Source organism: Novilysobacter selenitireducens, from assembly GCF_020026895.1.
Classification (GTDB): domain Bacteria; phylum Pseudomonadota; class Gammaproteobacteria; order Xanthomonadales; family Xanthomonadaceae; genus Lysobacter_C; species Lysobacter_C selenitireducens.
Genome location: NZ_JAINZW010000001.1, coordinates 271,977 through 297,932 on the forward strand (window position 1 = coordinate 271,977; position 25,956 = coordinate 297,932).

Sequence of the window (25,956 nt, forward strand, 5' to 3'; positions counted from 1 at the left end):
GGCAGGCCGTGGAATAGTCGGCCGGCGCGTCGCCGTCCGGCCGCTGCCGGCGGTGACGTGCGAACCCGTCCGACGACGAGTGCGCCCATGACCCACATCGCCACGCCACCCGCACCCCCTTGTAGGAGCGACGTGAGTCGCGATCGCGCCGATCGGTGCGGGTACGCGGTCGCGACTTACGTCGCTCCTGCAGGTAGGAGGCGGCCCAGGCGCCGCATGCGCCTCGCCGGCCTGGCCGCACTGCTGGCGCTCGCGTCCGGAGCACATGCCGAAGACGGCCCGCTGCACGTGCCGTCGCCGGACTGGCGCGACGCGGTCATCTACTTCGCGATGATCGACCGCTTCGACGATGGCGATCCGTCAAACAACGACCAGGGTGTGGGCGAATACGACCCGGCGCAGGGCCGCACCTACAGCGGTGGCGACCTGCGCGGGCTCACGCGCCGGCTCGACTACGTCCAGGGCCTGGGCGCCACCGCGCTGTGGATCACCCCGCCGGTGGCCAACCAGTGGTGGAACCCCGGCCGCGGCTACAGCGGCTACCACGGGTACTGGGCCAGCGACTTCAGCACCGTCGACGCGCACTACGGCAGCAAGGCCGATTACGTGGCGCTGTCGCGCGCACTGCACGGCCGCGGCATGCACCTGGTACAGGACGTCGTGGTCAACCACGTCGGCGACTGGATCGCCTGCGACGCCGATGTCGACCCGAAGGATGACGCCTCCATCGCCGCACACTGCCGCGTGCGCACCGACGCGCAGGGCCGCAGCGCGCCCGCGCAGGCGCCGCTCGAGCGCAACGACCCGCAGGAGCCGGTGCATCGGCGCGAGGCGCTCTACCACTTCACCCCGGAGATCGCCGACTACAGCGACCGCACGCAGGAGCTGACGTACGCGTTGGCCGACCTCGACGACCTCGACACCGAAAGCCCCGCCGTGCGCCGGCTGTTGCGCCAGGCCTACGGCGACTGGATCCGCGACGTCGGCGTGGACGCATTCCGCGTCGACACCGCGTTCCACGTTCCGGCCGACTTCTTCCCCGATTTCCTGCATGCCGAAGATGTCGATGCACCCGGCGTGGTGCAGGTCGCGCGCGAGACCGGGCGCGCGGACTTCCTGTCGTTCGGCGAGGGCTTCGGCAGCGGCAAGCCCTTCGCCGACGCGCAGGCACGCAAGCTCGACGCCTACATGCGCGTGCCCGGCGGGCTGCCGTCGATGATCAACTTCCCGCTGTACGGCACGCTGGGCGACGTCATCGCGCGCGGCCGCCCGACCGCCGAACTGCAGCACCGCATCGAAACGACGATGACCGTGCACGCCGACCCGTGGCGCATGCCCACCTTCATCGACAACCACGACGTCGACCGCTTCCTGGCCGGCGCCAGCGAGCCCGCGCTCAGGCAGGCGCTGCTGGCGATGCTGACGCTGCCGGGCATCCCGGTCATCTACTACGGCACCGAGCAGGGCTTCGACGAGCGCCGGCGCACGATGTTCGCGGGCGGGCACGGCAGCGGCGGGCGCGACCACTTCGATGTCGAGGCACCGCTGTACCGCTACCTGCAGCGCGCGATTGCATTGCGCCGCGACCACCGCGTGTTCTCGCGCGGCACGCCGACGGTGCTGGCGTCCAGTGCGGCGCGCGCCGGTGCCATCGCTTGGCGGATGGATTACGACGCGGCCGCCGATCGCACCGGCAATGACCCGTCTGCCGGCACCACCCGCGCGCTCGTCATCCTCAACACCGCCGACAGCGACACCCTGCTGGACGGCCTCGACACCGGCCTGCCGCCCGGCACGCGGCTGCAGCCGCTGTTCGCCATCGACGGCACGCCGGACGCGCACACGGTCGACGCCGACGGCCGCGTCACCCTGGTGCTGCCGGCGCGCAGCGGGCAGGTGTGGCGGATCGATTCGGCAGACTCTTCCGGCCCAGCGGCGCGTATCGAAGGCTCGACAGAACGCGCCGCGCCGCTGACGCTGGAGGCCGCCGAACCTCCCACACCGTCGTCCCGGCGAAAGCCGGGACCCATTGCCCCACCCGAACCCGTCGCCACCCAAACGCTCGCCCTCACCGGCCACGCCCCCGGCCGCGACCGCATCCGCCTCGTCATCGACGGCGACCTCGCCAACGCGCAGTCCGTCGATGTCGACGACAGTGGCGACTGGCGCGCCACCGTCCGCACCGACGCCATGACCGACCCGGCCGTCGAACACCGCGCCGTCGCATTCGATCCCATCAGCGGTGCCACCAGCGACGCGCACACCTTCAAGGTCGACCTGGACTGGCAAGCGGCGGCCGACATCAAAGACCCCGCCGGCGACGACACCGGCCCGACCGGCACCTACACCTACCCGACCGATGCCGGTTGGCGCGACGTGCACCCCGCCGACATCCAGCGCGTGCGCGCGTGGACCGCCGGCGGCGCGCTGCGCATCGAAGTCACGTTGCGCGCCATCAGCACCGCCTGGAACCCCGACAGGGGCTTCGACCATGTCGCGGTCACCGCCTTCCTCGAACTGCCCGGCCGCGCCGGCGGCGCCACCGTGATTCCGCAGCAGCACGCCACGCTGCCCGACGGCATGCGCTGGCACCGGCGCCTGCGCGCCCACGGCTGGAGCAACGCGCTGTTCGCGCACGACGGCGCCGATGCCGACAACGAAGGCACACCGACCGGCCCCGTTGCGGCGCTGGCGGTCGACCGCGACGCCCGCACGCTCACCTTCACCCTGCCGGCCGATGCCCTGGGCCACCCCGCCACGCTGGAAGGCGCGCGCCTGTACGTGACCACCTGGGACTTCGACGCCGGCTACCGCGATCTCGCCCCCGACGCCGGCGCCACCACCTTCGGCGGCGGCAGCACGACCGATCCCAAGGTCATGGACGAAGCGGGCCCGATCACCCTGTAGGAGCGGCTTCAACCGCTAAGCCGCACCCGCAACGCAATCCGCGGCACCCTCGTAGGAGCGGCTTCAGCCGCGACCGCGGTACCACATCAATGACGTCACCCACGGCACCTATGTAGGAGCGACGTAAGTCGCGACCCCCGCACTTCCGTCGCGGCCATGCGCTCGCGACTTACGTCGCTCCTACAGGTGAAGGGTTCCGGGTAAAGCCCTCGCGGCTGAAGCCGCTCCTACAGGGGCACCGCACCCCTGTCTGTCTGGTCACGCCCCCACGCTCCCACTGTAGGAGCGGCTTCAGACGCGACCGCGGCGCCACAGCAAGGACGTCATCCACGGCACCTTCGTAGGAGCGACGTAAGTCGCGACCGGCGCACTTTCGTTGCAGCCACGCGGTCGCGACTCACGTCGCTCCTACAGGGGAGGGTTCCGGGCAAAGCCCTCGCGGCTGAAGCCGCTCCTACAGGCAGGCGGGGCGACTCAGCCGTCCAGCGACGCCATGTCGATCACGAACCGGTACTTCACGTCGCTGCGCAGCATCCGCTCGTAGGCGTCGTCGATCTGCTGCATGCGGATCATCTCGATCTCCGACACGATCCCGTGTTCGGCGCAGAAGTCGAGCATCTCCTGCGTCTCCTTGATGCCGCCGATCAGCGAGCCGGCGATCGCGCGGCGGCGGAAGATCAGCGGGCCGACGTTGGGCGAGGGGTGAGGGTCTTCCGGCACGCCCACCAGGCACAGCGTGCCGTCGCGCTTGAGCAGCGCGGTGTACGCGTCCAGGTCGTGGCTGGCCGCCACCGTGTCCAGGATGAAGTCGAAGCTGCCGGTGTGCGCCTTCATCTCCTCCCGGTTGCGCGACACCACCACCTCGTCGGCGCCCAGCGCGTGGGCGTCCTGCTTCTTGCTTTCCGACGTGGTGAACGCCACCACGCGTGCGCCCATCGCGTGCGCCAGCTTGATGCCCATGTGGCCCAGCCCGCCGATGCCGACGATGCCGACCTTCTGCCCGGGCCCCACCTTCCAGTGGCGCAACGGCGAGTACGTGGTGATGCCGGCGCACAGCAGCGGCGCGACGGCGGCCAGCTGGTCGGCCGGGTGGTGCACCTTCAGCACGAAGCCCTCGTCCACCACGATCCGCTGCGAGTACCCGCCCAGCGTGTGGCCCGGCGGGTCCGGGGTCGCGCTGTTGTAGGTGGCGGTGAATCCGTTGTCGCAGTACTGCTCCAGCCCCTTCTCGCACGCGGCGCACGACTGGCAGCTGTCGACCATGCAGCCCACGCCCACCGTGTCGCCGACCTTGAACCCGGTGACCTCGCTGCCCACCGCACTGACGTGCCCGACGATCTCGTGGCCCGGCACGCACGGGTACAGCGTCCCCTGCCATTCCGACCGCACGGTGTGCAGGTCGGAGTGGCAGACCCCGCAGTAGGCGATATCGATCTGGACGTCGCGCGGCCCGGGCGCGCGGCGCTGGATGGTGAGGGCTTCGAGCGGCTTGTCGGCGGCGTGGGCGCCGTAGGCGTGAGTGGTCATGGGGGGTCTCGGCGGGAGTGGGGCCGGCACTATGGCGTGGGCACCGTTAAGTTCCGGCGAGCGGCGCGATGGCCGGGCGCGAGGTGCCCGTCGCCTCAGGCCGGCGCAGGCTGCGACGCGCTGTCGCTCTCGATGCGCCCGTCCACGAGCGTCACCGTGCGGTCGCACTGTGCCGACAGGCGCGCATCGTGGGTGACCAGCAGTACCGCGCAGCCGAACTCGCGGTTGAACCGGCGGAACAGTTCGAACACTTCTGCTGCGGACGTGCTGTCGAGGTTGCCGGTGGGTTCATCGGCCAGCAGCAAGGCCGGACGCGTGACCAGCGAGCGTGCCACGGCCACGCGCTGTTGCTGGCCGCCCGACAACTGGTCCGGTTTGCGCTGCTCCAGCCCCTCCAGCCCGACCTGCGCCAGCAGCTGGCGGCCGCGGTCGAGCTGCGCGGACGTGGGCTTGCCGCTGGCCACCATCAGCGGCATCAGTACGTTCTCCAGCGCGGTGAAGGCCTGGATCAGGTGGTGGAACTGGAACACGAAGCCGATCGCGGTGCCGCGCAGGGCGGTGCGCCGGGCGTCGTCCATGTCGCGCGTGGCCTCGCCCAGCAGGTACAGCTCGCCGGCCGTGGGCCGGTCGAGCAGGCCTATCACGTTCAGCAGCGTGCTCTTGCCAGACCCCGAGGCGCCGACCAGCGCGACGAAGTCGCTGCGCTGCAGGCGCAGGTCCAGCCCGTGCAGCACCTCGGTCTCGGTCGGACGGCCGACGTTGTAGCTCTTCCTCAGGCCCTGCAGGCGCAGCACTTCCTGGCGGGCGTCGTGCTCAGACATGGCGGATCGCCTCCACCGGGTCCATGCGCGCGGCGCGCCGCGCAGGCAGCGCGGCCGACACCACGCCCGTCAGGGTCGCGAGCACCGCGGCGCCCACCAGCAGCGCGGGTTCGACGGGGATGTAGAACAGCCGCGGACCGAACGTGTTGAACGCGGCGACCAGTCCGTAGCCGGCCGCGCCGCCCAGCACGGAGCCGGCCAGGCCGAACAGCGCGCCCTGCACCAGGAACACGCGCAGCATCTGCCGGCGCGTGGTGCCCATCGCGCGCAGGATGCCGATCTCGCGCGTGCGCTGCACCACGCTGACCGACAGCACGCTGGCGATGCCCAGCGCCACGCTCAGTGCCACGAACAGGCTGATCATCTGCGTGCTCAGGCTCTGCGAGCGCAATGCGTTCATCAGCTGCGCGTTGGTCTCCATCCAGCTTTCCGCCTTCAGGCCGGTGAGGCGCGCGATGCGCGCGGCCACCGGCTGCGCGGCGAAAATGTCGTCGACGGTGACGTCGATGAGGGTGGCTGCCCCGGGCAGGTCGAGCAGCGACTGTGCCTGCTTCATGTCCAGGTACACGTAGCGCGCGTCCAGCTCACGCACGCCCAGCTCGAAGATGCCGGCGACGTTCAGAACGCTTTCGCGGCCCTGTCCGCCGTCGATGCGCACCTTGTCGCCGACGCGCATCCCCAGTTCGAGGGCCAGTTGCCGGCCGACCACCGCGTCGCCGGCGCCGATCCGGAACACGCCTTCGACGATGTCGTCCTGGACGGGGATGATCCGCTGGTAGCGCGCCGCATCGATCCCCACCAGCGCCACCGATTCCAGTGCCTCCCCGCGCCGCGCGAACGCCGGGCCGGAGATGACCGGCGAGACCGCCGTCACCCGGGGCAGGGTGTCCAGCACGTCGCGCACCTGCTGCCAGTTGTTGATCGAGCGCAGGCGCTGCGCGCGGCGGTTTTCCAGGACCAGATGCACGGTGCCGTCGGCCGGCGCCAGGATCCGGTTGGTCTCCTCCGCCGGCTGCACCTTGATGTGGGCCTGCGTGCCCAGCGTGCGGTCGATGATGTTGCCCTGCAGCCCGTTGATGAGCGCGGTGAGGAACACGATCACCGCCACGCCCACCGCGATCCCCACCAGGATCAGCGTGCTCTGCGCGCGGCCCTCGCGCAGGAACCGGGTGGCGATGGTCCATTCGACCCACATCGGCGTCAGTCGAGGCGGGCCGGCAGTTCGTTGCGGGTAGAGGACGCCGAGGCGTCCACGGGCAAGCCGGCCGGCACCACGCGCACGCGGTCGCCCGGGGCGAGTCCGGCCTGCGCATCGGCAAGGATCCAGTCACCCGGCGCCAGGCCGGCCGCCACCTCGGTCAGGGTCAGGCCGCGCAGGCCGAGCTCGACATCGCGCCGCACGGCGCGGCCATCCTCGACCCGCCAGACCCAGGCACTGTCCCCGGCCACTTCGCCGAGCGCGTCGTTGGGGACCACCACGGCCCGGTCGCGACGGCCGGTCTCCACGTTGACCGACACGGTCATGTCCTGGCGCAGGAAGTCCGGCACGGGCGACACCGTCAGGCGGATGTCCACAGAGCCGCGTTGCGGGTCGACGCTGGGGGCGATGAAGCTGACTTCGGCGGGGAACGGCCGCGACGGGTACGCATCGGCAATACACACCGCCTTCTGGCCGATCGCCAGTACCTGCAGGTTCTTCTCGTCCAGTGGCACCAGCACCTCGGTGGCGCCGGCGCGGGCGATCTCGAACAGCACCCGGCCCGGCTGCACGAGGTCGCCGGGCTCGACGTTGCGGGTCAGCACCGTGCCTGCCACCTCCGCGCGCAGCGTGGTCTTGGCCAGCTGCGCGCGCGCATTGGCCAGGCGGGCGCGGGCCGCAGCCTCGTCGGGATTGCCGGCCGCCAGCGAACGCGCGGCCAGGCGCGCCTGCTCGGCGGCGGTGCGCGCGACAGTCTCGGCCTGAACCGCCTGCTCCAGGGTTTCGTGCGCGATCAGCTGTCGCGCGAACAGCTCGCGCCGGCGCTGCACCCCGCGGCTGGCCTGCGCCAGCCGGGCCTCGGCCTCGCGCACCGCCGCCTGCGCCTGCGGGCGCGCGGACTGCCGCAGGCCCGCCACCGCGGCCTCGGCCTCGCGCACGGCCGCTTCCAGGTCGTCGGCACGCAGCACCGCCAGCACGTCGCCCGGTTGCACGGTGTCGCCCTCCTGCACGCGCCGCTCCACCACGACGCCGGTGACCGCGCTGCCCACCTGCGCCCGCGATACCGCGACGACGCGACCCGTGGCCACCACCGTCTGCACCAGCGGCCGCGACACCACTTCATAGCCTTCCATCGCCGGCCCGCGCAGCCTGATGGCGACGCCCCACGCCAGCGCGAGCAGCACCAGCACGGCTCCAGCCACCAGCAGTGGGCGATGTTTCATGCGGCGCGTCCACGGGGCGTTTGACGGGGCCCTACGATACCCACTGGAGGCGGCGTGCGGCCGCCAGGCGGGGCGCTCACCGAGTCACGTAGGCCGGCGTTCGGTGACGTCGGACGCTGGCCGCGACCGCGATTGACGCCGGCTGAAGCCCCGCTGCCCTAGGATGCCCCCCATTCCATCCAACCCGTCCGGAGCCTCCCATGCCCCTGCGCCCCCTCACCCTGGCCGTCGCGCTCGCCCTGTCGGGCGGGCTGGTCGCCTGCCAGCCGCAGACCGCCAACGAGACCACCACGCCCGCCGCCACGCAGGCGGCAGACGAAGCCGAGGGCGCAAACGGAATTGCCGCCAAGGTGGCCGCCTACGACGAGGTCGAGCTGACCGCCGACCTGTCGCACCTCGCCGAAGGCGACCGCGAGGCGATCGGCTACCTGCTGCAGGCCGGCGAGATCATGGACGAGCTGTTCTGGAAGCAGGTCTACCCCGACAAGGAAGCACTCCTGGCCGGCATCAGCGACCCGGCGACGCGCCGGTTCGTGGAGATCAACTACGGGCCGTGGGACCGGCTGGACGGCGACACGCCGTTCGTCGAGGGCGTCGAGGCGCGGCCGCCGGGCGCGGGCTTCTACCCGGCCGACATGACCAAGGCGGAGTTCGAGGCCGCCGACCTGCCGGGTAAGGACAGCCTGTACACGCTGGTGAAGCGCAACGACGCCGGCGAACTGGAAGTGGTGCCGTACCACGAGGCATACGCCGAGGAACTGGGCCGCGCTGCCGAGCTGCTGCGCCAGGCCGCCAGGGTCGCCACCGACGAAGGCTTCCGCAAGTACCTGGAGCTGCGCGCCGACGCACTGGTCACCGGCGAGTACCAGCCCAGCGACATGGCCTGGATGGACATGAAGACCAGCCCCATCGACGTCGTCATCGGGCCGATCGAGAGCTACCAGGACGCGCTGTACGGCAAGAAGGCCGCGTTCGAGGCATTCGTGCTGGTCAAGGACGAGGAGTGGAGCGAGCGCCTGGCGAAGTTCGCCCAGCACCTGCCGGCGCTGCAGCGCGAGCTGCCGGTGGACGCCAAGTACAAGGCCGAGTCGCCTGGCTCGGATGCCGACCTCAACGCCTACGACGCCATCTATTACGGCGGCGACGCCAACGCCGGCGCCAAGACCATCGCCATCAACCTGCCCAACGACGAGGAGGTGCAGTTGGCCAAGGGCTCGCGCCGCCTGCAACTGAAGAACGCGATGCGCGCCAAGTTCGACGCCATCCTGGAGCCCATCGCCGACGAGCTGATCGCACCGGAACAGCGCGAGCACATCACGTTCGACGCGTTCTTCGAAAACGTCATGTTCCACGAGGTGGCGCACGGCCTGGGCATCAAGAACACGCTCGACGGCAAGGGCACCGTGCGCGATGCGCTGACCGACCTGGCCAGCGCGTTCGAGGAAGGCAAGGCCGACATCCTGGGCCTGTACATGATCGGCCAGCTGGGCGAGATGGGTGAGCTGGACGCCGGGAAGCTGGACGACAACTACGTGACGTTCCTGGCCGGCATCTTCCGCTCGGTGCGCTTCGGCGCCAGCAGCGCGCACGGCCAGGCCAACATGGCCGCGTTCAACTTCCTCAAGGAGCAGGGCGCCTTCAGCCGCGATGCCGCGACCGGCCACTACCGCGTGGACTTCGAGAAGATGAAGCCGGCGGTGGACGCGCTGTCGGCGAAGATCCTCACCCTGCAGGGCGACGGCGACCACGCCGGCGCGCGCGCGTTCCTGGACCAGTACGGGACGATCGGCCCGGAGCTGCAGTCCGACCTGGACCGCATCGCCGCGGCCAACATCCCGGTGGACATCGTGTTCAAGCAGGGACGCGAGGTGCTGGGGCTGCCTGCGGCGCAGTGACGCCGGGTACAACCGGTTGCTTCAAACGGAACGGCGGCGTCGGAAGGCGGCCGCCGTTTTTGTTGGGGGGTGTGCACTGGTCGCGAAGCGTGGCGCGGCCGGTGAATGACACACGTCGCCGCGATGGCCTTGCCCGCGATCCAGCCCGTGTAGGAGCGACGTAAGTCGCGACCGTGATGGTGTGGACAGGCGGCGCGGCTCACATCGCCAGTGTAATCGCCCGGTCGCGACTTACGTCGGTCCTACAAATGGGCCGTCGGGTTCGTCGTCTGTGCGGGTTGTGCGGTCGCGGCCGAAGCCGCTCCTACAAATGGGACGCAGGTTCGGTCGTATGTGCGGTTGCGCGGTCGCGACTTACGTCGCTCCTACATACGTGCCGTGGGATTTGCCGTGTGCGTCGGTGCCGACGACGGATCGGCGCCCGCGCAGCTCACCGCAGCAGCGCGCAGCTCACCACACCAGGTCGTCCGGCACCTCGAACTGCGCGTAGTACGCGTCGTCCTCCGACGTGGACGCGGCCGGCGTGGCATCGGCCTTGCCATGGTCGAGCACGACCATCGCGGGGTCGCGCTCGATGACCTTGTCGGCGGCGGCGCGCGGCAGCAGCTCGTAGCGCTCGCCGATCGCGGCGATGACCAGCGCGCCGGTGGCCAGCAGCTTGCGTTGGGCGTCGTCGACCAGCAGCGTGCGGATGGCGCCGCCGGCGTTGAAGCGGTACTCGCTCTCGCCGGTGCGCGGCACCTTCTTGTCCTGGATGATCTGCCGCGCCTGCGCGCGCAGCTCGGCGACGCGGGCCTGCGCCTTGCGCTCGGCCGCCAGGGCGCGGTCACGCTCGGCCTTTTCGGCGCGGGCGCGCTCCACCTGCTGCGCGATCTCGTCCGGTTTCGCCGGCCCCTTGGCGTGGAGCGCCTTGTTCTGCTCGCGCGCCGCGTCGGCGACCTGCGACTTCTTGACCAGGCCGGCCTTCAGCAGCTGCGCCTGGAGCGGATTGGGCTTGGCCATGGCGGGATTCGCGTGGAGATTCGACGGCCGACATCATACTGGCCGTCCGCCGCCGCCCGTCGTCCGCCGCCCATGCAACCCCTGAAATACCTCGCCGGCTTCCCGCCCCACCTGCAGGACAAGGTGCGCGCGCTGATTGATCAGGGCCGCCTGGGCACGGTGCTGGCCGAGCGGTACGGCCAGGCCCACGCCATCCGCAACGACGGCCAGCTCTACGAGTACGTGCAGCAGTTGAAGGACCGCCACCTGCGCAAGGCGGTACCGCTGGGCAAGGTGGTCTATGACGGCAAGCTGCAGGTGATGAAGCACGCGCTGGGCACGCACACCGCCATCTCCCGCGTGCACGGCGGCCGGCTCAGGGCCAGTCGCGAGATCCGCATCGCGAGCGTGTTCCGCGATGCGCCGGCCGACTTCCTGCGGATGATCGTGGTGCACGAACTCGCGCACCTGAAGGAGGCCGAGCACGACAAGGCGTTCTACCAGCTGTGCACGCACATGGAACCGGACTACCACCAGCTGGAGTTCGACCTGAGGCTGTACCTGACGCAGCTGGAGCTGGTGCGGCTTCAGGATGGGGGCGGAGGCGGAACGGGCGGCTGATGGTGGTCCCCGATGGGGCTGTCCTTGTGTCGACGTAGGAGCGCTGAGGCGGGTGTCGTAACGCGCGCGTTGCTGCCTACTTCGCCAGCAGGAACACCAGCACCTCGTCCATCCGCGCGCGCCATGCCGCTTCGTTGTGTTCGGCGCCCTCGTACACGCGCGTCACCCAGTTGTCGCCTTCGACGTAGCCCGCCTCGCGCAGCACGCGGTCCATGCGCTGCTGGTAGGGCGCGTACTGCGCATCGAGCGTGGCGGTGCCGTGGTCGAACCAGAGCCGGTGCGTGGCGGGGTAGGGCAGGTGGTCGGCGAGCCAGTCGATGACCAGGCCGCCGCCGACGGGCCAATGCGTGGACACCGCGCCGACGCGGCCGAACACGTCGGGGTACTCGGCCGCGGCGTAGATCGAGACCAGCCCGCCCATGCTGGAGCCGGCGATGGCGGTGTCTTCGCGGCCCGGCTTCGTGCGGAAGGTGGCGTCGATGCGCGGCTTCAGTTCCTCGACGAGGAAACGCAGGTAGGCATCGGAGGCGATGCGCTCGACCGGCAGCGGCGGGCCGTTGCCGGGGCCGAAGTCCAGGCCCTGCGGCGGCACCGGTTTGCGCGGCATGTACTCGGGGAAGCGCGCGGGCGTGTTCCAGATGCCCACGACGATCGCCGGGGGGATACGGCCGGACTGGATCAGCCGCGTCATCGCCTCGTCCACGCCCCAGTCCACGCCGGTGTAGCTCAGCGCGGGGTCGAACAGGTTCTGGCCGTCGTGCATGTACAGCACGGGATAACGCGCGTCCGGGTCGTCGCCGTAGCCGGGCGGCAGCCAGATGTCGACGTCGCGCGCGGGCACGTGCGCCGACGGTACCTGTGCCCAGCCCAGCGTGGTGCCGGTGGCGTCCAGCGGCGGCGCGGTGCGCGTGTAGGCCCAGCGCAGGAACTGCGGCAGCAGTTCCACCCACGAGGCCTGGTTGTGTTGTCCGCCCGGCAGCACGTGCAGGGCGACGTCGCTGCGGCCGGGCGCGGTGGCGTGGTCGGCGTCGACCTTGTAGCCGGACTGGGCCAGGCCGCGCAGGCCGGTGCCGGCTTCGATGGACGCCTCGTCGGTGTTCCAGCCCAGCGCGAAGTCGCGCACGTCGTCGAGCGCGTCGTTGGTGCCGTCGCCATCGCGGTCGTCGGTCTCCTCGGTATCGCCGATGCCCAGGAACAGGCGCATCCCGACGCGCGGCGGGCCGTCGTGCACGAAGCGCTGCACCAGCCGCGTGCGTTGCACGGTGTCGGCATCGGTGGTGTCGTCCGACAGCCACAGCGACGGCGAGAACATGCCCACGCGCGCGAACAGGTCCGGGTACTGCCAGCCCAGGTTGAACGCGGCCAGCGCACCCAGCGACCAGCCGAGCGTGGCGCGCGCGTCAGGCGTGGGGCGCGTGTTGTAGCGCGCGTCGATGGCGGGCAATAGGCCCGTCGCCACCCACTGCGCGTAGTCGTGCGCGCGCGTGCCAACCGGGCCGTACTTCGTGTTCGCGACGACGGCCGTCCCGGCCTGGCGGTCGGACAGTCCGTAGGTGCCCATGCGGTCGGGCAGCATGTGGACGGCGGCGACGATCACCGGGGCGATGGCGTCGCGCTCGTACAGGTCGGCCAGCGTCTCGCGCAGGCGCACGGCGGGCGCGTCCTGGCCGTCGTGCAGGTACAGCACGGGGTAGCCGGGACGCGCATCGGGGTCGTAGTCCGGCGGCAGGTGGACGTCGACGCGGACCTTTTCCGGCGCGAAGGCGGGCGGCGTGAAGTGATGGGTTTCGACGCGTGCGGGCGTGGCGGCGAAAGCGGGTGTGGTGAAGGCGACCAGGAGGATCGTCGCGAAACGAAGGGCTGCGCGCATCGAGGGCATCCGATGGTGGACGGTCGCGGCTGAAGCCGCTCCTACAGGGTGGGAGTGCAGACGAAGAAACCGTTGAGAGTGAGGCGGCCGCGCGTGGGGTCGGCGGTGAGGCTTTCGGGCACGGCGATGTCGCTGCAGTGCCACAGCGCGCCGCCGTCATAGGCGACCAGGCGGTTGTAGCGCGGCTCGATCGACGCGAGTTTCTCGAACCACGGGTTGGAGGCGGTCATGTAGCCCGGCGTGAGGCCGTACCTGGCGGTGAACGCTGCGGGCGGCAGCGTGCCGGACTCGTGTACCAGCATGGCGGTGTCGCGCTCACCGTGGCGCGGCGCGAAGAACGCGGTGCCGCCCAGCGCCGGGTCGCGGAAGAGGTACAGCACGGTGGCCAGCACGCGCTGGCCAGGCGCGTCGGTGAGGCGGTCGCGGTGGCACAGCCACTGGCGCGGCTGCAGGTCGTGCGGCGCGCGCGTGGCGATCGACAGCCGACTGTGGCCGCGCACGGTGCCGGCCAACCCCATGCGCGCATGCAGGTGCTCAGCCAGCCAGGCATCGAGCGCGGCGGTGACGCCGTCGGGCATGCGCAGCTCCGGGCCCGGGTAGGCGTTGTGCGGCTGTTCTTCGAACGCATCGAAGTGCGTCGCCGCGCGCTGCACCCAGGCGTCGGGGTCGAGCAGCGCGTCGTCGATCACCCAGGCGGTGTGGTCCGGGGTGATGGCGACGGGCTGAATGTGCGGATTCGGATTGAGCATTGAGGGTGCTTTTTAAACGCCCTCCCCTGCTTGCAGGGGAGGGTTGGGGAGGGGTGCCTTTCGCGGACGGGGGAAGAAGTGGTGTATTCCTCGTTTGAAAAGCACCCCCTCCCAACCTCCCCCTGCACGCAGGGGGAGGAGCTAAACGCGGCCGCTCCATCGCTCCGGACTCAGCGCGCCACGAACCGGATCGCCTGCCCGCCCCCGGCGGCCAGCCGCAGCGGCAGCACGTCGGCGCTGGTGACTTCGACCGTCTCGCGCTCGAAGGCGAACGGCGTGTCTTCCCAGTGCGCGCCCTCGCCGTCGCGGTAGACCTGCGCGGTGTAGCGGCGGCCGGGTTCCAGGAACGACAACGGCACCTGCAGCGCACGGCCGTGCTCGTCGGTCATCGCGCCCAGGTACCAGTCGGCACTGTCGCGGTCCTGGCGCGCGACCACGGCGTAGTCGCCGATCTCGCCCATCAGCACGCGCGTCTGCGCCCAGTCGGCCGGCACGTCCTTGATGAACTGGAACGCGTCCGTGTGCTTCGCATAGTTTTCCGGCAGGTCGGCCGCCATCTGCACCGGGCTGTAAAGCACCACGTACAGCGCCAGCTGCTTGGCCAACGTGGTCTGGATGGCTTGGCCGCGGCCCTGCAGGCTGAGGATGCCGGGGGTGAAGTCCATCGGCCCCGACAGCATGCGCGTGAACAGCAACTCTGCCTCGTGCTCGGGCGGGTTGGTCGGGTTGCCCCAGGCGGCGTACTCCATGCCGCGCGCGCCTTCGCGGCTGACCCAGTTCGGGTAGGTGCGACGCAGGCCGGTGTCCTTGACCGGCTCGTGCGCGTTGATCGCGACCCCGTGTTTCGCGGCGGCCTCCAGCACGCGCTGGTGGTGGTTCACGTTCCACTGGCCGTCGTGCCACTCGCGCGCGACCGTGCCGTCGGGCAGGCGGCGTTCTATCTGGCCGGCGTCGCACACGTAGCCGGTCTTGACCACGTCGATGCCGAGCCGCTCGTTCATTGCGAACGCGTCGTCCATCTGGTCTTCATAGTGGCTGACCGCGCAGCCGGTCTCATGGTGGCCGATCAGGTGCACGCCGCGTTCCTTCGCGTACGCCGACAGCGCCTCGATGTCGAAGTCCGGCGTCGCCCTGGTGAAGTCGAAGTCGTAGCCGTTGCCGAACCACTGCCCGTCCCAGCCCGGGTTCCAGCCCTCCACCAGCACGCCGCGGAACCCGTGCTCGGCGGCGAAGTCGATGTAGCGCTTCGTGTTGCGCGTGGTCGCGCCGTGCTTGGCCCCGGTCGCCCAGCTTTCGGTTTCCAGGTGCAGCGACCACCAGATGCCGACGTACTTGGCCGGCTCGAACCAGCTGACGTCGCCGAGCCGGTTGGGTTCGTTGAGGTTTAGGATCAGGTCGCTCGAGGCATACAGCGCGGGTGCGGTGTCGGCAACCTGGATCGTGCGCCACGGCGTCTGGAACGGCAGCGCGCGCTTGACCTTCCAGCCCTCCGAGGCCGGCGACAGCTGCGTGCGGAAGCGACGCCCTTCGGCACGGCGCAGCCACATGCCCGAGTAGTCGACCAGCGCCGCCTCGTGGATGGCGACGTGCAGGCCGTCTTCGGTGCGCAGCGTCATCGGCGTGTGCGCGGCGGTGACCTGCTCGACGGGGGTCGCGTCGTAGAGGTACTCGTAACGGTTCCACTCGCCGGCCGGGATCCACCACGTGGTGGCCGGCTCGGCGATCACGAACTCGGTCAGCTCGTCGTCGATGATCGCCTCGGCCATGGCCGGCTGCTCGGGGAAGGCGTAGCGGAAGCCGACGCCGTCGTCGAAGACGCGGAACACGACATCGAACGTGCGGTGCGGGGCGATGGTCTCGCGGACGGTGGCGCGCAGCTCCTCGTGGTGGTCGCGCACGAATCGGTTCTCGCCCCAGGGCTGCTCCCACGTGTCGTCGCGCGACGCGGTGGCGGTGCCGGCCAGCTCGAGGTTGCGCTCGATCGTGCCGCTGCCGCGCAGCCGGAAGCCCATGCGTGAGTCGTCGATCACCGGTTCGCCGAAGCGCAGCACGCGGTAGGCCAGGCGACCCTCGGTGATATCCAGCTCGACGGTCAGCACGTCGTTGGGCGATGACACCGTGGCGACGGTCCCGGCGTGCGCCAGCGGCGTGGCCAGGGCGAGGGCGAGGAGGCTCAGGGCAGGCAAGCGCATGCGGTGGGGTTCCTGTGGCGGCATGTCATTCGATGACGAGGACGACCGCGGTGCGCGGCGCCACGTCGAAGTGGCCGGTGTCGATGTCGTACCGGGTGTCGTACGGGTAGTCGTCGGCGGATCCGGGCGCGCGATGCACCGGGTGCAGCGCCCAGTCACGCCCGGCCAAGGCCGGGATCGCCACCGTCTGCGCGTCCGGAGACACGTTCACCAGGTACAGCAGCGCCTGGAAGTTCGCGCCTTCGTAACCGCGTCCGTCGATCTCGCCCACGATCACCACCGGGTTCTGGTCTGGCCCGGTGTTGTGGAAACGCAGCCGCTGCATGACGTCCCCGGCGGTGCGCAGGCGCAGCAGCGTGGTGCTGGCGCGGATGCGCATCAGGTCCAGGAACGCGTCGCGGGTGAAGGCGATGTCGGCCGGCGAGGGCACGATGGACGCATCGCGCAGCAGCGGGCGCATCAGGTCCCAGTCGCCGGCATTGCCTTCCGCGGGCGGCAGGCCGGTGCCGAAGTGGTTCTCCTGGCCGGTCCAGTCGACGCGGTTGAACCAGTCGCCCGAATCGAAGCTGTTGCGGTCCAGCGACTTGGAGCGCAGCAGTTCGCCGCCGGCGTGAAAGTAGGCGATGCCCTGGCTGAAGGTGTTGAGCGCCAGTGCCAGCACCTGCACCCGCGCCCGCTCGGCTGCTGTCGTGCCCGGCGGCAGCTTGAACACGTTGATGTCGAACAGCGTCTGGTTGTCGTGGTTCTCGACGTAGTTCACGACCTCCGCCGGCTGCGCCGCATACCCGGCCGGTTGGCCCTTGTAGTCCAGCGCCGACAGCGGCCGCTTGACGCCGTCGGCGTGTTCCATCGTGTAGCCGGCCAGCGTGCCGGCCAGCCCGGCGCGCACCAGGTCGGCGGCGTGCAGCAGGTCGTCGCGGGTGGCGCCGGTGCCGTGGCCGTTGTCGGCGTAATGCACGCCGTTGGCGTAGCCCTGCGCGAACTGCGCTTCGCCGTTGTCGGCCGGGCCGCCGCCGCGGATCGCATCGCGCGCGCGGTCGCTGAAGGTGCCGATGCCGGAGCCCTGCAATGAACCTTGCGAGGCCTGCACGAAGCGCGCGCCGTCGGCGACCTCGCCGAAGTTCCAGCCCTCGCCGATCAGCTCGACGCGGCGGCCGGCGGCGGCATCCACGCGCGCCTGCAGCCGTTCCATCGCCTCGCGTGGCTGGTGGCCCATCAGGTCGAAGCGGAACGAGTCGATGCCGTAGTGACGCACCCACAGCTCGGCCGAGTCGATCATCAGCCGCGCCATCATCGCGTGCTCGGTGGCGGTGTTGTCGCAGCAGGTCGAACGCTCGACCACGCCGTGGGCGTCGAGGCGGTGGTAGTACCCCGGCACGATGCGGTCCAGCACCGAGCGCGGCGACTGCCCCGACGCGGTGGTGTGGTTGTAGACCACGTCCATGCCCACGCGCAGGCCCTGTGCATGCAGCGCCTGCACCATGGTGCGGAACTCGCGGATGCGCGTCGCCGGATCGCTCGCGTCGGTGGCGAAGCTGCCTTCCGGCGCGTTGAAGTGGTACGGGTCGTAGCCCCAGTTGAAGCAGTCCTCGGCGGCCACGGCCATCACCGTGGCCTGCTGCGCCTGGCTGTCGGGCGCGGCCGTGGGCACGTCCGGCTCGGCGCACGCCGTCTCCGGCACCGTCGCCAGGTCGAACACCGGCAGCAGGTGGATGTCGGTGATGCCGGCGCCGTGCAGCGCGCGCAGGTGGCGCATGCCGTGGCTGTCGGGCTGCGCGAACGCGGTGTACCTGCCGCGGTGCATCGCCGGGACGCCGGCGTCGTCGCGCGAGAAGTCGCGCACGTGCAGCTCGTAGATCGCCATGTCGACCGGGGATGCCAGAGGCGCGGGGCGCGCGTGGCCATCCCACGCGGCCGGCTTGAGGTCGGCGTCGTCGAGGTTGTAGAACACGCTGCGCGCGCTGTCGGCGGTCAGCGCGACCGAGTAGGGGTCGGTGACGCGGTTGCGCACCACGCCGGTGCCGGGCACCACCACGTCGACCAGGTAGGCATACGCGCGGCCGAAGAGGTCGTCATCGACATGCCGCGACCAGGTGCCGCTGGCGTCGTCGCGCACCAGCGGCAGGCGCGCCGTGGCCGGGCCGTCGGCGGTGTCGTACAGGCACACCGACACGTCGCGCGCCGTGGGCGCCCACACGCGCAGGGACGACGCGTGTTCGCCGAGTAGCGGGCCCAGCGGCGGTGCATCAACGGAAGCGGCGGTCGCGTACAGGTCGTCGAGCGCGCCGGGGTGCTGCAGCCGGGTGCTGGCGATGACGTTGCCACGGTCGTCCTCCAGCACCAGCCACACCTCGTCGCGCAGCAGGTCGGCGGTGGCCTCGTCCCCCGCCGTCAGGCGCAGCCGCGGGCCGTCGCCGATGAAGGCGAAGCGCGTGCGCAACGCATCCGGAAGCGGCGCGGTGTCCTGCACCAGCGGCCAGCGGCCATCGCTGCCACGCACGGGCGCGCCGGGTTCGGCCATGATCGAGGCCGTCGCCGAGCGGTAGAGCGCGAAGCGCCCGTGCATCGGCGCGCCCGGCCACGCGATGCGGTGGCGGTCGAGCCAGTAGCCGCGCGCGGCGGTGTCGGTGGAGGCCGCAGGCGCCAGCACGCGGGCGACCTCATTGCGGTCGCAGTCGGCCAGCGAATCGGCGTCGCCGGCATGGGCCAAGGGCGCGACGAGAGCGACGGCGAGCAGCCACGGCAGCGCTGCCAGGCGCGGATGTCGGCGGTCATGCGGCATGAATACGAATTCCTGGTGGCAGGCGGCACCGGAGCGGCGCGCGACGGCGTGGTTTTGCCCTAGGCTTTGGACCGCGCCGGCTGGCGGCGCGGCACGGGGACGGCGGATGGGCGAGGCGCAGGTCGGAGCGGGGCGGATCCGGAAGGTCGTGATCGTCGGTGGCGGTACCGCGGGCTGGATGGCCGCGGCGATGCTGTCCAAGCTGATGGGCCGCGCGCTGGACATCACGCTGGTGGAGTCCGAACTGATCGGCACGGTGGGCGTGGGCGAGGCGACGATCCCGCAGATCCGCCTGTTCAACGCGACGCTCGGCATCGACGAGAACGAGTTCATGCGCATGACGCAGGGCACGTTCAAGCTGGGCATCGAGTTTGTCGACTGGCTGCAACCCGGGCACCGCTACATGCACGCCTTCGGCGCGGTCGGCGGTCGCGACCTGGGTGCGGTGCCGTTCCACCAGTACTGGTTGAAGTCGCGCCAGGCCGGCCGCGCACCGGCACTGGACCACTACGTATTCAACGCGGTGGCCGGCTGGCAGAACCGCTTCCTGCGCGGCGCCGATGTCGTCAACTCGCCACTGGGCAACGTCGCCCACGCGTTCCATTTCGACGCCGGGCTGTACGCGAAGTACCTGCGCGGTCTGGCCGAGGCGCGCGGGGTCACGCGCATCGAAGGCACCATCGGGGATGTGCGCCTGCGCGGCGAGGACGGCTTCATCGAGTCGGTGGTGCTGGACGATGGCCGCGTGGTCGAAGGCGAGCTGTTCCTGGACTGTTCGGGCTTCCGCGGGCTGCTGATCGAGCAGGCGCTGCACGCCGGCTACGAGGACTGGACCCACTGGCTGCCCTGCGACCGCGCGATGGCGGTGCCGTGCGAATCCGTCCGCCCGCTCACGCCCTACACCCGCTCCACCGCGCGCAGCGCCGGCTGGCAATGGCGCATCCCGCTGCAGCACCGCACCGGCAACGGCATGGTCTACAGCAGCGCACACACCAGTGACGAGGAGGCCGCGCGCATCCTGCTGGCGAACCTCGACGGCGCGCCGCAGGCCGATCCGCGGCCGCTGCGCTTCACCACGGGCATGCGCAAGCGCTTCTGGCACCGCAACTGCGTGGCACTCGGCCTGGCCAGCGGCTTCATGGAGCCGCTGGAGTCCACCAGCATCCACTTCATCCAGGCCAGCCTGTCCAAGCTGGTGAGCTTCTTCCCGGATGCCGGCTTCGATCCCGTCGAGATCGACGAGTACAACCGCCAGGTGCAGTTCGAATACATCCGCTCGCGCGACTTCCTGGTGCTGCACTACTGGGCCAACCGGCGCGAGGAGCCGTTCTGGCGCGACTGCCGGGCGATGTCGATCCCTGACACGCTGGCGCACAAGATCGAGCTGTTCCAGCGCCACGGCCGCGTGTTCCGCGAGCACGAGGAGCTGTTCACCGAGAGCAGCTGGATCCAGGTGCTGATCGGCCAGGGCGTGCTGCCGGCCGGCTACCACCCGATGGTCGACCTGCTGGACGACAACGAGACCGAGGCGATGCTGGCCGGCGTGCGCCGGGTGCTGGAATCGTGCGCCGCGCAGATGCCCGCGCACGAGGACTTCATCGCCCGCCACTGCGCCGCCGTCCCGGCCTGAGTGAGGCGGCAGCGGGTGGGCGGCGCCGGTCACCCCAGCGTCGCGTAGTACACGCCGCGCGGCGGCAGGTGCAGGTGGCCGGCCTGGACGTGCCCGGCGAGCAGGCCGTGGTCGTCCAGCGGCGCCGGCGACAGGCCGCCGGGCAACGCGCATGTGGCGGCGTCGGCCGACAGGTTGAACGCGACCAGCAGCGACTGCTCGCCATGCGTGCGCGTGAACGCCAGAACCGGCTCGGGCGTTTCGAGGAACGCGATGTCGCCGTGCACCAGCGCCAGGTGTTGCTTGCGCCAGCGCAGGAAGCGGCGCGTGGCGTTGAGCACCGAGTTGTCGTCGGCCTCCTGCGCCTGCACGCTGCGGGCGCGGTGGTCGGCCGGGATCGGCAGCCACGGCGGCGCGGCGCTGAAGCCGGCCTGGCCGTCGCCGGTCCACGGCATCGGTGTGCGGCAGCCGTCGCGCCCCTTGAACTTGGGCCAGAAGGAAATGCCGTACGGGTCCTGAAGCGACTCGAACGGGACCTCGGCCTCGCCCAGCCCCAGCTCCTCGCCCTGGTACAGGCACACCGAACCGCGCAGCGAGCACACCAGCGCCACCAGCTGCCGTGCCAGGTCGTCGGACGGATCCGCGCCGCCCCAGCGCGTCACCGCGCGCTGCACGTCGTGGTTGGAGATTGCCCAGCACGGCCAGCCGTGCGGCATCTTCGCTTCCAGGTTCTCGACCGTGCCGCGGATGTAGGCGACGGTGAAATCGTCGGTCAGCAGCTCGAAGCTGTAGCCCATGTGCAGGCGCGTGTCGCCCACGTACTCGGCCATGGTCGCCAGCGAATCCTCCGAGGAGAACTCACCCAGCGCCGCCGAGCCGGGATGGCGGTCCATCAGTGCGCGCAGCTGCTCCATGAACACCAGCGTTTCCGGGCGCGTGTTGTTGTAGTGGTGGTACTGGTAGGCGTAGGGGTTGTCGGCACTGAAGCCGCGGCCCACGCGCAGGTGCGCCGGCTTGGGCGGGTTGTCGCGCAGCTGCGCGTCGTGGAAGCAGAAGTTGATCGCGTCCAGGCGCAGCCCGTCCACGCCGCGCGCCAGCCAGAAGTCGACGTTGTCCAGCGTGGCCTGCTGCACGTCCGGGCAGTGGAAGTTGAGGTCCGGCTGCGCGGCCAGGAAGTTGTGCAGGTAGTACTGCTCGCGCCGCGGCTCCCACTTCCACGCGACGCCCCCGAAGATCGACAGCCAGTTGTTGGGCGGGGTGCCGTCGGGCTGCGGATCGGCCCACACGTACCAGTCGGCCTTGGGGTTGTCGCGGCTCTCGCGGCTTTCCAGGAACCACGCATGCTCGCTGGAGGTGTGGCTCAGCACCTGGTCGATCATCACCCGGATGCCCAGGCCGTGCGCCTTGTCCAGCAGCCGGTCGAAATCCTCCAGGCTGCCGAACAGCGGATCCACCGCGCGGTAGTCGGCGATGTCGTAGCCGAAGTCCGCCATCGGCGACTTGAAGAACGGCGAGATCCAGATCGCATCCACGCCGAGGCTGGCGACGTAGTCGAGTTTCTCGACGATGCCGGGCAGGTCGCCCACGCCGTCGCCGTCGGTGTCCAGGAAGCTGCGCGGGTAGATCTGGTAGATCACCGCGCCGTGCCACCACTGTGTCGTCATCGCCATTACAGGGCCGGGGTTCGATCGAACGCGGACTATTCCACGGTGTGCAGGTGCACACGCGTGCGTGCGGTCATGCAACGCGGTGAATACGTTTGCATCCGGGCATGGTGCAGTGCGATGGCTGACTAGGATGGCCGCCATGCCCGGCCACGCGGGGCAGGGCGCGCCGCATCCGCGCGCCACGCCAAGCGTTGCCGCCCGATCAAGCAAAGGACCACCGCATGACCCGCAAACCGCAGTTGTCGTTTTGGCAGATCTGGAACATGTGCTTCGGCTTCCTCGGCATCCAGTTCGGCTTCGCGCTGCAGAACGCCAACGTCAGCCGGATCTTCCAGACGCTGGGTGCGGACATGGAACAGATCCCGCTGCTGTGGATCGCCGCGCCGCTGACCGGGCTGATCGTGCAGCCGATCGTGGGCTACATGTCCGACCGAACCTGGACCGGGCTGGGGCGGCGGCGGCCGTATTTCCTGGTCGGCGCGGTGCTGGCCACCCTGGCATTGCTGGTGATGCCCAACTCGCCAGCGCTGTGGATCGCGGCCGGCACGCTGTGGATCCTGGACGCGTCGATCAACATCGCGATGGAGCCGTTCCGCGCCTTCGTCGGCGACCAGCTGCCGGTGCGCCAGCGGCCCAGCGGGTATGCGATGCAAAGCTTCTTCATCGGCGTGGGTTCGGTGATCGCCTCGATGCTGCCCTTCATCCTGGAGCGCATGGGCGTGGCCAACACCGCTGCGCCCGGTGAGGTGCCCGATACGGTGCGCTATGCGTTCTATTTCGGCGGCGCGGTGCTGGTGACGGCGGTGGGCTGGACCGTGCTGCGCACCCGCGAATACACGCCCGAGCAGCTGCACGCCTGGGACGAGGCGCCGCCGCTGGTGCACCGTCCGCTGGACCCGGCGCGCGCGCGTCGCAGCGGGTCGGCATGGCTGGTGGCCGGCGCCGCCGGTGCGGCGTTGATCGCGGGGTTCGGGCTGGACCGGCAGCTGTACATCCTTGCCGGACTCATCGGCGCGTACGGCCTCGCGCTGCTGCTGCGCACCGCGTTCGCCGGCGGCAACGCGTTCACCGCCATCCTCGACGACCTGCAGGACATGCCGCAGGCGATGCGGCAACTGGCGGTGGTGCAGTTCTTCAGCTGGTTCGCGCTGTTCGCGATGTGGATTTACACCACCGGCGCGGTTACCGAGGTGCACTACGGCAGCACCGATACGTCGTCGGCCGCCTACAACGCCGGCGCCAACTGGGTGGGCGTGCTGTTCGCCGCCTACAACGGCTTCGCCGCGCTGGCGGCGATCGTCATCCCGTGGATGGTGCGGTTGTGGGGCCTGCGCGTCAGCCATCTCATCAACGTGACGCTGGGCGGGCTGGGGCTGCTGTCGTTCCTGTGGATTAGCGACCCGATGTGGCTGCTGCTGTCGATGGTCGGCGTCGGCTTTGCGTGGGCGTCGATCCTGTCGCTGCCCTACGCGCTGCTGTCGGACAGCCTGCCGGCACGGAAGATGGGCGTGTACATGGGCATCTTCAATTTCTTCATCGTGATCCCGCAGCTGGTCGCCGCCAGCCTGCTGGGCTTCCTGCTCAAGACCTTCCTGGGCGGCGCGCCGATCAACGCGCTGGCGATCGGCGGCATCAGCCTGATCGTCGCCGGCCTGTGCGTGCTGCGGGTGCGGGACCCGGCCGCGGCGACCGTCGCGGTGCCGGTGGCGGGTCGGTAGGCCGTGCCGATTTGATCGCCGGTGACGTGTACGCGCTTGCAGAGCCCCCCTCCCAACCTCCCCCTGCAGGCAGGGGAGGGGCAACAGCCCCGATCGTGGAGTGCCGCTTCCGCTCCCTCCCCTGCCTGCAGGGGAGGGTTGGGCAGGGGTGCTTTCCTCCTGGCGCACTCCCGGCCCGCGATACACAAGGGAACGGACCAGCCGCCACCGCACCGACTTGCGCATTGATGCAATGCAACCAGGAAGCTTGATGACCACCGACACCCATCCGCTGCTCCGCACCGTCCTCGCCGCGGCCCTCGCCTCGACGCTCGCCGCCTGCGTCCACGTGCCCGCGGACGATGCGCCCGACGCGCCGCCAGCCGCGCGCTACATCGGCACCGACGAACCCTTCGCCGCCAACGCGGTGTACTTCGTGGTCACCGACCGCTTCGTCAACGGCGATGCGTCCAACGACCAGCGCGACCAGGGCGGCGCGCTCAACACCTTTGATCGGCCGCTGGCGCATTGCGATGGAGTGGCCGGCAACATCGGCTACCTCGGCGGCGACTTCCGGGGCATCGCCGACAACCTCGACTACATCCGCGGCATGGGCTTTGGCGCGCTGTGGATCACGCCGGTGGTCGACAACCCGGACGAGGCGTTCACCGGGGGCAGCGAGCCCGGCTGCGGCACGATCCTCAGCGACCGCGGCAAGACCGGCTACCACGGCTACTGGGGCGTCAACTTCTTCGAGCTGGACGAGCACCTGCCCAGCGACGGCCTGGATTTCCGCGGGCTGGCCGATGCGGTGCATGCCCACGACATGAAGCTGGTGCTGGACATCGTCGGCAACCACGGTTCGCCGGCGTACTCGATGCCGGCCGACCAGCCGCTGTTCGGCGAGGTCTACGAGCGCGACGGCACGTTGATCGCCGATCACCAGAACCTGCCGCCGACGCAGCTGGATCCGGGCGGCAACCCGCTGCACGCTTTCTTCAACGACACCGGCCCGGTGGACGGCGCGACCGGTTCGATCTTCGACGGCAACCTCGCACAATTGGGCGACTTCGACGCCGCCAACCCGGCGGTGCTCGACTACCTGTCGCGCGCCTACCTGCACTGGATTGACCAGGGCGCGGACGCGTTCCGCATCGACACCATCGCGTGGATGCCGCACACGTTCTGGGATGGGTTCACCCGTCGCGTGCGGGCCGAGCACCCGGGCTTCTTCATGTTCGGCGAGGCGTTCGACTACGACGCCGCGAAGATCGCCACGCACACCCTGCCGGGCCACGGCGAGGTCAGCGTGCTCGACTTCCCGATGAAGCAGGCCATGGACGAGGTGTTCGGGCGCAAGCGGCTGGGCTTCGAACGACTGGCACCGGCGCTCCACCTGGTCGATGGGCCGTACGCCAACCCGTACGAGCTGGCGACGTTCTACGACAACCACGACATGGCGCGGATGGACGCGACCGACGAGGGCTTCATCGACGCCCATAACTGGCTGTTCACCGCCCGCGGCATCCCGGTCGTCTACTACGGCTCGGAAACCGGCTTCATGCGTGGCCGCGCCGAGCACGCCGGCAACCGCAACTACTTCGGCCAGCAACGCGTCGACGCGGCGGCCGACCATCCGATCCACCACGCGCTGACGCGCATCGCCAACGTGCGGCGCACCACGCCGGCGCTGCAGCGCGGCGTGCAGCTTAACGTCGAACTCGCCGGCGACCGCGCCGCCTTCTACCGCGTGCTGCAGGACGGCGACACCGCGCAGGTCGCGCTGGTGCTGCTCAACAAGGGCGACGCGCCGGCAACGTTCGCCATCGACACGATGCTGCAGACAGGCATGTGGCGTGCGGCGCTGTCGGGTGACACGCGCCAGGTTGCGGCCGGCGGCACGCTGTCGGCGACGGTGCCGGCACATGGCGCCGAGGTGTGGGTGCTGGATGGGCCGGTGACGCAGCCTGCGATGGTGGCGGCTCTGCAGGCGGTGACGCGCAGGGAGTGAGGGCGCCGAACAGAGCCCCGGTTCGTGATCGCGGCTGAAGCCGCTCCTACAGGAGCGAGGTCGCGAGATTTCCAACGGTAGGAGCGGCTTCAGCCGCGAGGGCCTTACCCGCGACTTCGCACCTGTAGGAGCGACGTCAGTCGCGACCGACAGTTGGCGCCTCGCGCTGTGCCCCGAAGGGTGCGGTCGCGACTCACGTCGCTCGT

General features: G+C 70.3%; 16 protein-coding genes. 6 read left to right on the forward strand and 10 right to left on the reverse strand.

Translation table 11 applies throughout. The features are described 5' to 3' along the window. The first annotated feature begins 216 nt into the window (after positions 1-216). Entirely contained in the window at positions 217-2,907 is a 2,691-nt protein-coding gene (locus K6753_RS01235; RefSeq protein ID WP_223674364.1) for an alpha-amylase family glycosyl hydrolase, read from the forward strand. A gap of 474 nt (positions 2,908-3,381) precedes the next feature. Here the strand turns inward: K6753_RS01235 and K6753_RS01240 are convergent, their stop codons facing one another. The 4 genes from K6753_RS01240 to K6753_RS01255 form a co-directional block, all read right to left on the reverse strand. Then, positions 3,382-4,434, reverse strand: coding sequence for an NAD(P)-dependent alcohol dehydrogenase (locus K6753_RS01240; RefSeq protein WP_223674365.1), 1,053 nt, complete (start codon positions 4,432-4,434; stop codon positions 3,382-3,384). A 95-nt stretch (positions 4,435-4,529) separates the two neighbouring features. After that, the gene (locus K6753_RS01245) at positions 4,530-5,255 is read right to left on the reverse strand and encodes an ABC transporter ATP-binding protein (RefSeq protein ID WP_223674366.1); all 726 of its coding nucleotides are present in this window, start codon (positions 5,253-5,255) and stop codon (positions 4,530-4,532) included. Continuing rightward, entirely contained in the window at positions 5,248-6,450 is a 1,203-nt protein-coding gene (locus tag K6753_RS01250; RefSeq protein WP_223674367.1) for an ABC transporter permease, read from the reverse strand. The genes K6753_RS01245 and K6753_RS01250 overlap by 8 nt, the downstream gene beginning before the upstream one ends. 5 nt (positions 6,451-6,455) lie before the next feature. After that, on the reverse strand, positions 6,456-7,676 hold the full coding sequence (locus K6753_RS01255; RefSeq protein WP_223674368.1) for an efflux RND transporter periplasmic adaptor subunit: 1,221 nt from the start codon (positions 7,674-7,676) through the stop codon (positions 6,456-6,458). A 200-nt stretch (positions 7,677-7,876) separates the two neighbouring features. On the opposite strand from K6753_RS01255, the gene K6753_RS01260 reads away from it, so the two are divergent. Beyond that, positions 7,877-9,571, forward strand: a complete 1,695-nt coding sequence (locus tag K6753_RS01260; RefSeq protein WP_223674369.1) for a dipeptidyl-peptidase 3 family protein — start codon at positions 7,877-7,879, stop codon at positions 9,569-9,571. A gap of 450 nt (positions 9,572-10,021) precedes the next feature. Here K6753_RS01260 and K6753_RS01265 read toward each other — a convergent pair whose 3' ends face one another. Next, a complete protein-coding gene (locus K6753_RS01265) occupies positions 10,022-10,573 on the reverse strand; it encodes a DUF2058 domain-containing protein (RefSeq protein ID WP_223674370.1) in 552 nt (183 codons plus the stop codon). Between the two features lie 72 nt (positions 10,574-10,645). Here K6753_RS01265 and K6753_RS01270 point away from each other — a divergent pair, with 72 nt between their 5' ends. Beyond that, a complete protein-coding gene (locus tag K6753_RS01270; RefSeq protein ID WP_223674371.1) occupies positions 10,646-11,173 on the forward strand; it encodes a M48 metallopeptidase family protein in 528 nt (175 codons plus the stop codon). 76 nt (positions 11,174-11,249) lie between these two features. On the opposite strand, the gene K6753_RS01275 is transcribed toward K6753_RS01270, so the two are convergent. From K6753_RS01275 to K6753_RS01290, 4 genes are all read right to left on the reverse strand, one after another. Then, on the reverse strand, positions 11,250-13,043 hold the full coding sequence (locus tag K6753_RS01275) for an alpha/beta hydrolase-fold protein (RefSeq protein WP_223674372.1): 1,794 nt from the start codon (positions 13,041-13,043) through the stop codon (positions 11,250-11,252). Between the two features lie 41 nt (positions 13,044-13,084). Further along, positions 13,085-13,792 carry a DUF6445 family protein gene (locus K6753_RS01280; RefSeq protein ID WP_223674373.1) on the reverse strand — a complete coding sequence of 236 codons (708 nt, stop codon included), beginning with the start codon at positions 13,790-13,792 and terminating at the stop codon, positions 13,085-13,087. A gap of 170 nt (positions 13,793-13,962) precedes the next feature. After that, positions 13,963-16,008 (reverse strand): glycoside hydrolase family 97 protein, encoded by a 2,046-nt coding sequence (locus tag K6753_RS01285; protein ID WP_425492033.1) that lies wholly within the window; start codon positions 16,006-16,008, stop codon positions 13,963-13,965. A 1-nt stretch (position 16,009) separates the two neighbouring features. Next, positions 16,010-18,766 (reverse strand): alpha-1,6-glucosidase domain-containing protein, encoded by a 2,757-nt coding sequence (locus K6753_RS01290; RefSeq protein WP_223674374.1) that lies wholly within the window; start codon positions 18,764-18,766, stop codon positions 16,010-16,012. A gap of 106 nt (positions 18,767-18,872) precedes the next feature. Between K6753_RS01290 and K6753_RS01295 the strand changes: the two genes are divergently transcribed. Beyond that, positions 18,873-20,396, forward strand: coding sequence for a tryptophan halogenase family protein (locus tag K6753_RS01295; protein WP_223674375.1), 1,524 nt, complete (start codon positions 18,873-18,875; stop codon positions 20,394-20,396). A 29-nt stretch (positions 20,397-20,425) separates the two neighbouring features. On the opposite strand, the gene K6753_RS01300 is transcribed toward K6753_RS01295, so the two are convergent. Further along, positions 20,426-22,039: an alpha-glucosidase family protein gene (locus K6753_RS01300; RefSeq protein ID WP_223674376.1), complete on the reverse strand. Its 1,614-nt coding sequence runs from the start codon at positions 22,037-22,039 to the stop codon at positions 20,426-20,428. Positions 22,040-22,263: 224 nt separating this feature from the next. On the opposite strand from K6753_RS01300, the gene K6753_RS01305 reads away from it, so the two are divergent. Together K6753_RS01305 and K6753_RS01310 are read left to right on the forward strand one after the other, a co-directional pair. Then, entirely contained in the window at positions 22,264-23,760 is a 1,497-nt protein-coding gene (locus K6753_RS01305) for an MFS transporter (RefSeq protein WP_223674377.1), read from the forward strand. A 250-nt stretch (positions 23,761-24,010) separates the two neighbouring features. After that, a complete protein-coding gene (locus K6753_RS01310) occupies positions 24,011-25,750 on the forward strand; it encodes an alpha-amylase family glycosyl hydrolase (protein WP_223674378.1) in 1,740 nt (579 codons plus the stop codon). Positions 25,751-25,956: the final 206 nt, after the last annotated feature.

Excerpts from the sequence above, each read along its gene's own strand:
- K6753_RS01265 (WP_223674370.1), bottom strand. The coding sequence starts at position 10,573 with ATGGCCAAGCCCAATCCGCTCCAGGCGCAGCTGCTGAAGGCCGGCCTG.
- K6753_RS01260 (WP_223674369.1), top strand. The coding sequence starts at position 7,877 with ATGCCCCTGCGCCCCCTCACCCTGGCCGTCGCGCTCGCCCTGTCGGGC.
- K6753_RS01240 (WP_223674365.1), bottom strand. The coding sequence starts at position 4,434 with ATGACCACTCACGCCTACGGCGCCCACGCCGCCGACAAGCCGCTCGAA.
- K6753_RS01310 (WP_223674378.1), top strand. The coding sequence starts at position 24,011 with ATGACCACCGACACCCATCCGCTGCTCCGCACCGTCCTCGCCGCGGCC.
- K6753_RS01290 (WP_223674374.1), bottom strand. The coding sequence starts at position 18,766 with ATGCCGCATGACCGCCGACATCCGCGCCTGGCAGCGCTGCCGTGGCTG.
- K6753_RS01275 (WP_223674372.1), bottom strand. The coding sequence starts at position 13,043 with ATGCGCGCAGCCCTTCGTTTCGCGACGATCCTCCTGGTCGCCTTCACC.
- K6753_RS01305 (WP_223674377.1), top strand. The coding sequence starts at position 22,264 with ATGACCCGCAAACCGCAGTTGTCGTTTTGGCAGATCTGGAACATGTGC.
- K6753_RS01255 (WP_223674368.1), bottom strand. The coding sequence starts at position 7,676 with ATGAAACATCGCCCACTGCTGGTGGCTGGAGCCGTGCTGGTGCTGCTC.
- K6753_RS01280 (WP_223674373.1), bottom strand. The coding sequence starts at position 13,792 with ATGCTCAATCCGAATCCGCACATTCAGCCCGTCGCCATCACCCCGGAC.
- K6753_RS01300 (WP_223674376.1), bottom strand. The coding sequence starts at position 22,039 with ATGACGACACAGTGGTGGCACGGCGCGGTGATCTACCAGATCTACCCG.
- K6753_RS01235 (WP_223674364.1), top strand. The coding sequence starts at position 217 with ATGCGCCTCGCCGGCCTGGCCGCACTGCTGGCGCTCGCGTCCGGAGCA.
- K6753_RS01270 (WP_223674371.1), top strand. The coding sequence starts at position 10,646 with ATGCAACCCCTGAAATACCTCGCCGGCTTCCCGCCCCACCTGCAGGAC.
- K6753_RS01285 (WP_425492033.1), bottom strand. The coding sequence starts at position 16,008 with ATGCCGCCACAGGAACCCCACCGCATGCGCTTGCCTGCCCTGAGCCTC.
- K6753_RS01295 (WP_223674375.1), top strand. The coding sequence starts at position 18,873 with ATGGGCGAGGCGCAGGTCGGAGCGGGGCGGATCCGGAAGGTCGTGATC.
- K6753_RS01250 (WP_223674367.1), bottom strand. The coding sequence starts at position 6,450 with ATGTGGGTCGAATGGACCATCGCCACCCGGTTCCTGCGCGAGGGCCGC.
- K6753_RS01245 (WP_223674366.1), bottom strand. The coding sequence starts at position 5,255 with ATGTCTGAGCACGACGCCCGCCAGGAAGTGCTGCGCCTGCAGGGCCTG.